This window comes from Microcoleus sp. AT8-A3, assembly GCF_036705675.1.
Taxonomy (GTDB): domain Bacteria; phylum Cyanobacteriota; class Cyanobacteriia; order Cyanobacteriales; family Microcoleaceae; genus Microcoleus.
On the sequence record NZ_JAUBVD010000002.1, the window covers coordinates 179,562 to 191,351 of the forward strand.

The window sequence follows — 11,790 nt, forward strand, 5'->3', positions numbered from 1 at the left end:
GTGTTGCCAAGTGTGCCCTAGGGAGAAACCAAGATGCGATCGCAGATTACGATCGGGCTATTAAGCTTGATTCTAACCATGCTTTTGCCTACTTCTGTCGAGGTGTTGCCCAATATGCCCTAGGGAGAAACCAAGAGGCGATCGCAGATTACGATCGGGCTATTAAGCTTGATTCTAACCATGCTATAGCCTACTACAATCGGGGTTATGCCAAATATGCCCTAGGGAGAAAAGAAGATGCGATCGCAGATTACGATCGGGCTATTAAGCTTAATCCTAACTATGATATTGCCTACAACGATCGGGGTTATGCCAAATATGCCCTAGGGAGAAAACAAGAGGCGATCACAGATTACGATCGGGCTATTCAGCTTGATTCTAACTTTGCTCTTGCCTACTACAATCGGGGTTTAGCCAAATCTGCCCTAGGGAGAAAACAAGAGGCGATCGCAGATTACGATCGGGCTATTCAGCTTAATCCCAACTATGCTGATGCCTACTACAATCGGGGTTTAGCCAAATATGCCCTAGGGAGAAAAGAAGATGCGATCGCAGATTACGATCGGGCTATTCAGCTTGATCCCAACTATGCTTTTGCCTACAACAATCGGGGTTCAGCCAAGTATAACCTAGGGAAAAACCAAGATGCGATCGCAGATTACGATCGGGCTATTCAGCTTAATCCCAACTTTGCTGATGCCTACTACAATCGGGGTGCAGCCAAATCTGCCCTAGGGAGAAAAGAAGATGCGATCGCAGATTACGATCGGGCTATTCAGCTTGATTCTAACCATGCTAATGCCTACAGCAATCGGGGTTCAGCCAAATCTGCCCTAGGGAGAAAAGAAGATGCGATCGCAGATTACGATCGGGCTATTCAGCTTGATTCTAACTTTGCTAATGCCTACGTCAATCGGGGTGCAGCCAAATCTGCCCTAGGGAGAAAAGAAGAGGCGATCGCAGATTACGATCGGGCTATTGGGCTTAATCCTAACAATGCTATTGCCTACTACAATCGGGGGACTGTCAAATCTGCTATTAACGACAAACAGAGTGCAATCGAAGATTACCAAAAAGCCGCTGATTTGTATAAGCAACAAGGGAATACAGGTATTTGGTATCAACGGGCTGTTGACAACGTGAAAAAACTATCCGAACAGTAGCGATAAACTGAGAATAATCATGCCTTCAGATGACTCACCAACTCCTGAAAAGTATAAGTCCGGCAAGGGTTGAAACCCCTGCCTCAAAGCTAAAGTCCTCTTAAGAGGACTGAAGAACTCATTAGTCCTCTTAAGAGGACTTTAGCTATTAGACAGGGAATTCATTCCCTGGCGGACTAGCGGGTGGGCGGGAGAACTTGGCGGGCTTTCAGGCTTAAGTTGACACTCCTTGGGCATTGCCGTGTCCCTACACTTCATAAACTTGGAATACGCTGTATTTTTGATAGTTCCAGTAAAGTGTGAAAGCAGGCTCATAATTATACCTCATTCGCTGACATTAACCGTTTGATATACGGATATAATTATTACACTAACTGCCTCGACACCAACTACTAATCGCCTTTAGCCAAAGTAGAATAATCTAGAAAAAGCAATCAAATTAGTAGAGGACAAAATTTTCGGGTGCGAAGAAATCATCCTCCACTCACCTAGGCGGGGTCTAAAAAATCTCCCCAACAATCATCCCCGCCAATATCACAAACCCCACCCAAACATTTTGACGAAAGATTTGACCGTAAACAAGCTTAGGAATATCCGCATTCCGCAGTTGACTGTACTGCAAAAACCACAAAATCGCCGCCGCAATAATTGCCAACCAAAAACCAATGTGCAAGTGTAAATTAATCCCCATCGCCGCTAACAAACCGACAGTACCAACAAAGAAAAAGCCCACAGCATTAGCAGCATTATTCCCGAAAAATATCGCGCTGGAATTCACTCCCAAACGCAAATCGTCTTCCCGATCGCTCATTGCATAAACTGTATCAAATCCTAACGTCCACAGCACGACTGCACCCCACAGCAACCAAGTCGCTAATTCTAGTTCTCCCACGGCGGCGCTCCAACTAATTAAAACGGCAAAACCCCAAGCAATTGATAACACTAATTGCGGCACTGGAAAGAATCGTTTTGCCAGTGGATAGCAGATAATTACTGGTACGGCGGCGACACACAGCCAGAAGCTTAAAGGATTGAGATAAAAAGCGAGAATCGCGGCGCAAGCAAAGGAAATTAATGCAACTCCTATCCCAGTTTGCACGGTGAGGGCGCGGGATGCTAGCGGGCGCGATCGCGTTCTTTCTACTTCGGGATCGATATCGCGATCCCACAAGTCGTTGATGACGCATCCAGCCGCACTCGTGGCTAAGGTACCCAACACAATCACGCCCACCAATGCTGCGGGCGGCCTCCCGTCTGCTGCTAAAAAGACGGCCCAGAGGGCTGGAATCATTAAAATCAGCCTTCCTGCTGGTTTGTCCCATCTCAAAAGCCTCACGACGGTTAGCAATGTGGATTCGGGTTGGCGATCGGGCTGTGTAAGCATTTCAATTCTAGATTTGATATTTTTAACTCTAAATTTTATCAAATTTTAGGCACAATCACTTACTATCTCTGCTGGCGATCGCACTTCTGCCGAAATTTAAAACAGGTGAAAGTCTTGCCCAGTCAGCAATTCCAAATTTTTGCTAATTTAATAGAATGCCTAACTGGATTCGTGAAATAATCATAAATATCTGTCAACCCCGATACTCCAATGGTTAATTCACTTCCGTCTGCGGAGTCAAATCGCATTATTGCTGCTATTGATATGGGTACTAACTCATTTCACATGGTGGTGGCGCGCATCGATCCGAAATTACCCGCGTTTACGATTATTGCTAGAGAAAAAGATACGGTTCGGTTGGGCGATTGTGAGGTTAAAACAGGCTGCTTGAAGCCCGATGTGATGGAAAGGGCGATCGCAACTTTGCGCCGTTTTCTAGATATTGCTAAAACTATCAATGCTGAACAAATTATCGCTGTGGCTACCAGTGCGGTTCGGGAAGCCCCTAACGGGCGAGATTTTCTCAAACAAGTTGCTGACGAATTAGACCTGAATGTGAGTTTAATTTCCGGTCAAGAAGAAGCGCGGAGAATTTATCTCGGCGTTCTTTCGGGTATGGAATTTAACAATCAGTCCCAGGTGATTATTGATATAGGAGGCGGTTCTACGGAGTTGATTTTAGGAGATAGTTCTGAACCTCGCTGTCTCACCAGTACAAAAATTGGTGCTGTTCGCTTAACAGGACAATTTGTCAAAACTGACCCGATTAGCAAGGAGGAGTTTGCTTATTTGCAAGCTTATATTCGGATTTCGCTGGAAAGACCGATCGACGAATTGCGATCTCAATTCCATGAGGGCGAACCTTTGCGCTTGATTGGCACTGCTGGAACCATCGAAACTCTGGCTGCAATTAACGCTCGCGAAAAGTTGGGAACAGTGCCGAGTCCGCTGGCTGGATATCAGTTAAGTTTAAAAGATTTACGCGATTTAGTCAATCGTTTTCGCAAACTTTCTTATGCCGAAAGGTTGGCAATTCCGGGAATGTCGGACAAGCGGGCGGAAATTATTCTGGCAGGATCTATGATTTTGCAGGAAGCTATGATACTATTAGGAATTGAATCGCTGACTGTTTGCGATCGCTCTCTGAGAGAAGGCGTAATTGTTGACTGGATGCTTAGCCACGGTTTGATTGAAAACCGCTTGCGCTATCAAGGTTCCATCCGCCAGCGCAGTATTCTCCACATGGCTGACAAATATCAAGTCAATTTAGAACAAAGCGAAAGAACCGCAGCATTTGCGCTCAATTTCTTCGACCAAACTCAAGGAATTCTACACTATTGGGGAAGCGAAGAACGCGAGTTGCTGTGGGCTGCCGCGATTCTGCACAACTGCGGTTTGTACGTCAGTCATTCAGCGCACCACAAGCATTCTTACTATTTAATTCGCAATGGTGAGTTATTGGGCTACACTGAAACTGAGATTGAAGTAATTGCCAATTTGGCTCGCTATCACCGGAAAAATCCTCCTAAAAAGAAGCACGAAAATTTTATTATTCTTCCGAAAAAATACCGGGAGGTTGTCAGTAAGTTGCATCCTTTTCTGCGGTTAGCTGTGGCTTTAGACAGGCGGCAGATTGGCGCAATTTCTGATTTTAAATGCGAATACCGCCCGGAAGTTCGAGAGTTTCACTTACGGTTGCAGCCGCTCAATCCCGAAGACAATTGCGCTCTGGAACTCTGGAGTTTGGATTATAAAAAGCCGTGTTTTGAATATGAGTACAATCTCAAATTAGTGGCAACTTTGGAACCGACTCTGGTTCCGGTTTAAATACAAAGCCGAGCCTGAAAACGAGAAACTGTAGGGTGCGCGCGTCCCCTACAGTTTTAACTTAATCCCAAGTCTACTACCAATATTGTGTTTGACTCTACAGTCCTCCCGATCGCCCTAGCCTGCCTTCAGAAGGCAGCGTGGATTAATTTTAGAGAGGAGAAATCAATGCAATATGACTATTTGCTGACGCTATACGAAAGATTGAAGTAATGTCTCATATCATGTCCGGTCGAGCGATCGCGATTAAAGGCCGGGGCGGGTTTACAGATTTTCCGGTTTCTATTCAATATCTTGGCGAACCCGCCCCTACAGAAATCATGGTTAATTGGTTAGAGAGTCGATGGCAGAGTGTCCCCTACCATCTCTCCTACAAAACCGTGCTTGCGACTTTCACCGCACACGGCTCCTGAATGATGTAATCCTGGTTATGGATACAGTAAGATCGCATCACGAGATGATTTATACCGCTTGATAGTTTTCCTTTTACCCCTACATCCCACCATCAGATTTTTCTGTGGCATTAGGCTTTTAAAGGGTTACTTAGTCTCTATCTTTTACACCACCCGGCGCTGTCAGCATATCTCTGCTATTACAGCAGAGCATTGGCTTCTGCAACCATCCCTCACATTCACAGCTTACGGCTAGCAACCTACTTATGTTATTAAGGGCTATGAATGCTTTACTTCGTTCCGATTACACATTGGTTGAACATGACAGCGTAATGCTATCCACCGGGTTTTTTGGGCAGTGCTGATAAGTCAATCCGATAATTGCTTATGCCCTATCCTTGCCTTTTGGCGGGCGTCAGTCAGCCGTTTGACCATCTATCATAACGGTGGTTCAGACACATTTTTGCTTTCGCTACGCATATGTTCTTGCTCGACAGCTACCCCCCAAGGCTAAGAGTCTTTCTGCCTTTTATCCCCGCTTTATCCTGTTAGTTGCTACCCAACAAAATAGGGGATATGCTTTTACCGCTGCACCTGCGGACTGGGACTTGACTTAATGCCTCACCCATAAGTGTAATCAGTTATCACTAACTTCTAGGAGTTAGGCTAACCGTCCCTGGATAGGAGAACCTACCCATTTAGGTTAAACGAATCGCACACCGGACATGATATAATATCATGTCCAGTCGAGCGATCGCGATTTTTGTAGGGGTTCCCCTCACCAACAATACCTGCCAATAATTGACCATCTCAAAAACCCGCCCCCACCGGGATATTATGGTTAATCGATCGGACATGATATTAGCGATCGTTCTGATACAACCGGATTCCATATTATCTACAAACCAGGTAGTCCAATTACTGTAAAATCCTGTTGAGTGATGAGATTAGCTGGCACACCTTTTAGGCTAGCTAAGATTTGATCCGTGTTGGCAATTTTGATAAAAGTTGTAGTGTTTTCTTCAACTATGCTGAGTCGATCGACCGTTAACCCTCCCGTCAAAATTAATAAATCTTCACCTTGCGTAAAATCAGCGATGACATCGCGGCCTTCTCCCGCAGTCAAGAAAAAGTAATCGCGCCCGCTTCCCCCTTGCAGCGTATCGTTTCCGAAGTCTCCCCTCAACCAGTCGTCGCCAATTCCCCCAATCAAAGTATCATCACCATTATCGCCGTAGAGAGTATCGCTACCGTCACCCCCGAACAATCGATCGGCATCTTCATTACCAAAAATTAAATCATTGCCACTACCGCCGCACAAATAATCTTTTTGACTGCTAGCATCCCTCGCGATATTGTCAATATCTCCGAAAATCGTATCCTCGCCATTGCCGCCGCAGATGGTGTCATTTCCCAACTCTCCAAACAGCAAATCATTGCCAGAATCACCGCAAATTATATCGTTATCTTTGCCGCCGTGTAAGGTATCATTGTCCTCGCCGCCAGAAAGAGTATCTTCGCTTTCTTGTCCGTATAAAACGTCGTTGCCATTATTGCCAAAAAGCAAATCTTTTCCTGTCAAGCCACCGTCAGACGCCTCAGAAGTGCCACCAAATAAACTGTCATTACCTTCATCGCCAAGTAGGGTATCGTTGCCTTTGTCGCCCCAAACTATGTCATTATCTTTGCCTGCGATCGCCACATCAGAATCTTTACCCGCATAAATAAGGTCATTCCCAGCGTGGCCGACGAGATAGTCGTTATTTTCGTTGCCAAATATGGTGTCGCTGTCTGCATCCGCGCCAACAGTAACTGGGCTAGCAAGGCCACCGTAAATATTGTCGCTGCCGAATAAGCCCTTTAGCCAGTCGCTGCCATTGAAACCGTTGATGATGTCATTAATATTGCTGCCGGTTAGAGTATCTTTACCGTCAGTACCGTTGAGGGTATTTTCAGGGATATTCGGGCCGGGAATGGAAGTGCGATCGGCTAAAGTAATTCGATCGCACATACAGTCTTCCGAAGCAGCAGGAATTAGCGCCGGTGTGGGGGTTTCTGTTGTTGGAGATGTGGTTTGGGCGATCGAATTGTCAGTTGCGATCGGTGTTTCCCCAGGTTTAGCCGTTGGGATTGGAGTTTCTCCAGATGTCGAAATTGGTGTCGGAATTGGCGTCGGAGTTTCCGCAGGCGTCGGAGTTTCCGCAGGAATTGGCGTCGGAATTGGCGTCGGAGTTTCCGCAGGCGTCGGAGTTTCCGCAGGAATTGGCGTCGGAATTGGCGTCGGAGTTTCCGCAGGCGTCGGAATGGGAGTTTCCGCAGGAATTGGCGTCGGTGTCGGAATTGGCGTCGCAGTGGAAATAGGCGTCGGAGTTGGAATTGGCGTCGGAGTTTCCGCAGGCGTCGGAATGGGAGTTTCCGCAGGAATTGGCGTCGGTGTCGGAATTGGCGTCGCAGTGGAAATAGGCGTCGGAGTTGGAGTTGGCGTCGGAGTTTCCGCAGGCGTCGGAATGGGAGTTTCCGCAGGCGTCGGAGTCCGAGTTGGCGTCGGAGTTTCCGCAGGCGTCGGAGTTCCCGTGGGAGTTGGAGTTTCCGCAGGCGTCGGAGTTCCCGTGGGAGTTGGAGTTTCCGCAGGCGTCGGCGTCGGAGTTGGAGTTGTATCTACAATAGTCAAAACAGCACTAGAAATTGCTCCTAAATCTGCTTTGTTAGTGGGATTGTTCAGAGTTAAATTAACAGTTTCCTTCTCTTCTATCTCTGAATCATCCACAATTGGAATCGTGAAAGTTTGAGTAGTTTCGCCAATGCCAAAATTTAATGTTCCCGATTTCTGGTTATAGTCACTACCAGCATTAGCAGTGCCATTACTTGTACTGTAACTGACAGCAGCAGCCACATTAGCATCAGTGCGAGTAACGGTAATTGTGGCAAATTGACCGTTTTCATTAACGCTGTAGTTGGCGTTGCTGAAATTAAATGTGCCTGGATTAGTGAGGTTGATAATGAACGATTGGGTATCAGAAGTATCGAGTCCTTCGTTATCTCTACCGCCATTATCTCTCAGGTTTAGAGTTATATTAGCACTGCCGATCGCCCCCGGCATCGGTGTAAAGGTTAGCGTCCCCACCGAGTCGATCGCAGGTTGTACACTAAACAAAGCAGCATTATCATTCCCTACCACTTGAAAAGCCACAGTTTGTCCTGATTCGTTAGGGCCTGGAGAAATCGCAGTCGCCCATCCGGGGATGGTTTGTGGCCCCGAATTGCTGCTGAGAGTGCGATCGACCCCTTTGACAAACGAAGGTGGATCGTTGACTGGATTAACTGCGATCGAACTTGTTAAACTATTAGTGCTAAACGGCGTTGTTCCCCCAGTAACTGAAGCATTGACGCCCGCAGTACCGTTACCCACTCCGTTACTTCCATCCCATGCCCGAAAAGTAATTGTTGGTTCGCTTCCAGGGGTACTGTAATAGTCTGGGTTGGGTACAAAGCGGACTCTCGCAGGCGTTTGCAGGGAAACCCCCGTCAGGTTGATGTTAGCTTGCGCCGAGTTAGTGCCGTCACCGAGGAATAGAAAATTAGGAGTTTCGTAAGGATCTATCTGGTCGCTAAATCCTGAATAATCGCGCAGCGGGCCGGTTAGTATGATATCGCTGCCATCGGAAAGAAAGTAATTGTCACCTTGAACTCTGAGAGTGTAGTTAGTAGCAATATTGGTGTTATAAGCAACATTCTCTGCTGCAACAAATAAGCCGTTGGTTTGTCCGACTAGGTTGGGAGTAATGCCGTCGCCTTGTGCAAAGATATTGCCAGAGTTTTCAGATAGCCGCTGGAAACCGATTTCAATGGCTTTGCGATCGCTAGTAACAGCAACAATGCTAAAACCCGCCCGATTTTGATTAGTGCGGGATTCCGAGATAATTTGGAGATTAAAAGACAAGCTAAAGCCTGTAGTGCGATCGAGCGGGGGAAATGACGGATTTAAAGGATTATTTGTATAGCCAGCATAAATGCTATTGTCCGCACTGCTGTTTAAATTAACTCCATTACCGCTAAAAAATTCTGAAGCTGTAGCGGTAGGAGAAGCAAAATTTGAGTTAGTCAAAGACAGCCAATTTTGAGAACTGGGAGTGTTACCAAGTAAGCCATTATAAAGAGGAGTCGGGCCGAGCACTGTTGCTGAAGTTTCCGACACTGCACCGAAATTTGTCCAAGTATTGCCATCTGTTGAAAATTGCCAGTTACCGTTAGTATTGTCTGCAGCGGTGACTGCGACACCCAAAGGATCGCCATTAGCGTCACTTCCTAACTCGCTAGTGATGTTAAAAATACTAAAGCCTGTGTTAGCGACGCTGGGTATATTTTCATTAATTGCGATCGGCGGATTAACATTAGGAGTTGCCAAATTGGGAGCAATGTTAACCGATCGGTTGCGGAGACTGTTAATATAAATACTGTTAATTCCGCCGTTGGGCAAACCCAAGGAGCCGGGACTATCTATAGTATAACTAGCAGTTCTGTTGATGCCGCCAATAGCGCTGGAAAACTCAACATTACCCCCGTTGGGTGGTGCTGGAATTTGCACCTTAGCTGCACTCCCAAAGGCTCCGTGAGTTCCTGTTCCTGGACTCCTCCAGGCGATCGAATCTATTGTATCGGTATTTGTAGTGCTAGCATTATCAACATAAACAACATCTGACTCCGCGAAATTCCCATGAAAATTTCCGGCTGGGAGCAGCTTTGTCAAAAATCCACCTTGGGGACTCAATCGAATGTTCCAATCGTTGTTTGTTCCCGACGGTATGGGGTTGTAGGCAATCTCTTGATCGGCAGGCGAACCGCCGATCGTAAGTATTGTTCCTGCTTTAAACACAGGAGCAATACTTGCCATATTAGTAAATCGATAAGCTGAATATTTAGCTACTGTTGGCTCAGTTGAGTCGCCTACAAAATAGCTCTGAAGCTGAGTTGCGCTTACATCTTCCGTCAACAGCAGTTCCACATACTCATTCCCCTGGAATTGCCCGTCCCGCCGGAATTCGTTAATAATTATCTGTCCCATCTAGATGCACCTAAATTTGAGATGATTATGTATTAGCTGCCAACTACTATCAATTTTTTTACATTTAATTTTTATTTACGTAAATACACTGTCAGTAGTTTCTCCGTAAAGTGGCTTTTTTAAGTCATTTTTATTACTAAAATAATACCGGGAGTGCAGAGCAGTGTCAAGCAAAAGCTTGGAGTATTGTCGATCGCACTCCCGGACGCAAAAAGTGATTTGATACACTGCTCATAGGGGCAAGCTACGCGCTGTCAACCCTACATAATTAACTAAGGTGCGGAGTACGCACCTTAGTTAATTAAGTTGTGCTTACCCGAAGATGGTAAAATCATTCAGATCGATCGCACTAGCTTGCACTCCATTCAAAGCAGCCAACAGTTGACCGTTCTCACCAATCCTGATGAAAGCTGCATTAGCGCTTTGGGTAATACTAAGTTGAGAAAAAGTTAGACCGCCCGCTAACACCAGCAAATCTTCACCTTTTGTGAAATCAGTAATTTGATCGCTGCCTTCACCTGCTGTTAAAACAAAGCGATCGCGCCCAATGCCGCCGTTGAGAATATCATTTCCCAAACCCCCAATCAGACAATCGTCACCTTTGCCGCCGTAGAGAGTATCGTTGCCCTCATCGCCGCACAGTTTATCGGAACCGCCGTTGCCAAACATCAGATCGTTGCCAGCAGCGCCGCACAGGGAATCTGCCTCGCCGTTAAAGTCGATCGCACTGTCTCCGAAAATAGTATCGTCCCCATCGTCGCCGCAAATGCTATCACTGCCGCGATCGCCCAACAGCCGATCGTTGCCAGTACCCCCCACCACAACGTCATTGCCCTTGCCGCCATAAACCGTATCATTGCCCTCGCCACCGCTTAGAGTATCCGCAGCATCTCCCCCATTCAAGAAGTCGTTGCCCGCACCGCCAAACAGCAAATCGCGTCCAGTCGAGTCAAGGCTAGACGGGTCAAAATTGCCGCCAAACAAGCAGTCGTTACCCTGAGCCCCAACTAGAGTGTCATTGCCCTTGTCGCCCCAAATCAAGTCATCGTCTTTGCCACCGATCGCCACATCATCGCCCTTACCCCCGAAAATGCGATCGTCGCCGCCGGCGCCGTTGAGGTAATCATTGCCATTGCCGCCAAACAGCAAGTCTTTGTCTGCATTCGGGCCAAGGGGGATATTGGTGGGCAGTCCCCCGTAAATATTGTCGTTGCCCTTTTCGCCCAGCAGAACGTCGTCGCCGTTGAAACCGCTGATAACGTCGTTGAGATTGCTGCCGATGAGGAAGTCGTCGCCGTCAGTGCCATTGAAAGTGCGATCGACAGAATTCGGGCCCGGAATCGAACCGATCGCGGGTAGGGTAATCTGTTCGCAAATGCAATCGGTATCGCCCCCTTGAACGCTGTCAGAGTCAACAGGAATTCCGGTGGGAGTTGGAGTTCCCGTGGGAGTTGGAATTCCGGTGGGAGTTGGAATTCCGGTGGGAGTCGGAGTTCCGGTGGTAGTTGGAGTTCCGGTGGGAGTTGGAGTTCCGGTGGGAGTTGGAGTTCCGGTGGGAGTTGGAGTGGGAGTTCCGGTGGGAGTCGGAGTTTCCGTGGGAGTTGGAGTTCCGGTTGGAGTCGGAGTTCCCGTGGGAGTTGGAGTTCCGGTTGGAGTTGGAGTTTCCGTGGGAGTTGGAGTGGGAGTTCCGGTGGGAGTCGGAGTTGGAGTTCCGGTTGGAGTTGGAGTTGGAGTTGCGGTTGGAGTTCCGGTTGGAGTTGGAGTTCCGGTTGGAGTTGGAGTTCCCGTGGGAGTTGGAGTTCCCGTGGGAGTTGGAGTTCCCGTGGGAGTTGGAGTGGGAGTTCCGGTTGGAGTTGGAGTGCCGGTTGGAGTCGGAGTGCCGGTTGGAGTCGGAGTTTCCGTGGGAGTCGGAGTTCCCGTGGGAGTCGGAGTTTCCGTGGGAGTCGGAGTTCCGGTTGGGGT

The 11,790-nt window shown here is 47.5% G+C and carries 6 protein-coding genes; 3 read left to right on the forward strand and 3 right to left on the reverse strand.

Annotated elements, in window-relative coordinates:
- A partial coding sequence (locus QUB51_RS02310; protein WP_333260047.1) for a tetratricopeptide repeat protein occupies positions 1-1,163 on the forward strand: 1,163 nt, incomplete at its 5' end.
- Between the two features lie 499 nt (positions 1,164-1,662).
- Here QUB51_RS02310 and QUB51_RS02315 read toward each other — a convergent pair.
- Positions 1,663-2,547: a 4-hydroxybenzoate solanesyltransferase gene (locus QUB51_RS02315; RefSeq protein ID WP_333260050.1), complete on the reverse strand. Its 885-nt coding sequence runs from the start codon at positions 2,545-2,547 to the stop codon at positions 1,663-1,665.
- Between the two features lie 210 nt (positions 2,548-2,757).
- Here QUB51_RS02315 and QUB51_RS02320 point away from each other — a divergent pair, with 210 nt between their 5' ends.
- Both QUB51_RS02320 and QUB51_RS02325 read left to right on the forward strand, forming a co-directional pair.
- Positions 2,758-4,374, forward strand: a complete 1,617-nt coding sequence (locus tag QUB51_RS02320) for a Ppx/GppA phosphatase family protein (protein ID WP_333055233.1) — start codon at positions 2,758-2,760, stop codon at positions 4,372-4,374.
- Between the two features lie 212 nt (positions 4,375-4,586).
- Positions 4,587-4,787, forward strand: coding sequence for a hypothetical protein (locus QUB51_RS02325; RefSeq protein WP_333260053.1), 201 nt, complete (start codon positions 4,587-4,589; stop codon positions 4,785-4,787).
- An 877-nt stretch (positions 4,788-5,664) separates the two neighbouring features.
- On the opposite strand, the gene QUB51_RS02330 is transcribed toward QUB51_RS02325, so the two are convergent.
- Both QUB51_RS02330 and QUB51_RS02335 read right to left on the reverse strand, forming a co-directional pair.
- Positions 5,665-9,828 (reverse strand): choice-of-anchor Y domain-containing protein, encoded by a 4,164-nt coding sequence (locus tag QUB51_RS02330; RefSeq protein ID WP_333392971.1) that lies wholly within the window; start codon positions 9,826-9,828, stop codon positions 5,665-5,667.
- A 312-nt stretch (positions 9,829-10,140) separates the two neighbouring features.
- Positions 10,141-11,790, reverse strand: a 1,650-nt coding sequence (locus tag QUB51_RS02335; protein WP_333264528.1) for a calcium-binding protein, incomplete at its 5' end; no start/stop codon positions are given.

Coding starts and splice junctions, on each gene's coding strand:
- QUB51_RS02315 (WP_333260050.1), bottom strand. CDS start 2,547: ATGCTTACACAGCCCGATCGCCAACCCGAATCCACATTGCTAACCGTC.
- QUB51_RS02320 (WP_333055233.1), top strand. CDS start 2,758: ATGGTTAATTCACTTCCGTCTGCGGAGTCAAATCGCATTATTGCTGCT.
- QUB51_RS02325 (WP_333260053.1), top strand. CDS start 4,587: ATGTCTCATATCATGTCCGGTCGAGCGATCGCGATTAAAGGCCGGGGC.
- QUB51_RS02330 (WP_333392971.1), bottom strand. CDS start 9,828: ATGGGACAGATAATTATTAACGAATTCCGGCGGGACGGGCAATTCCAG.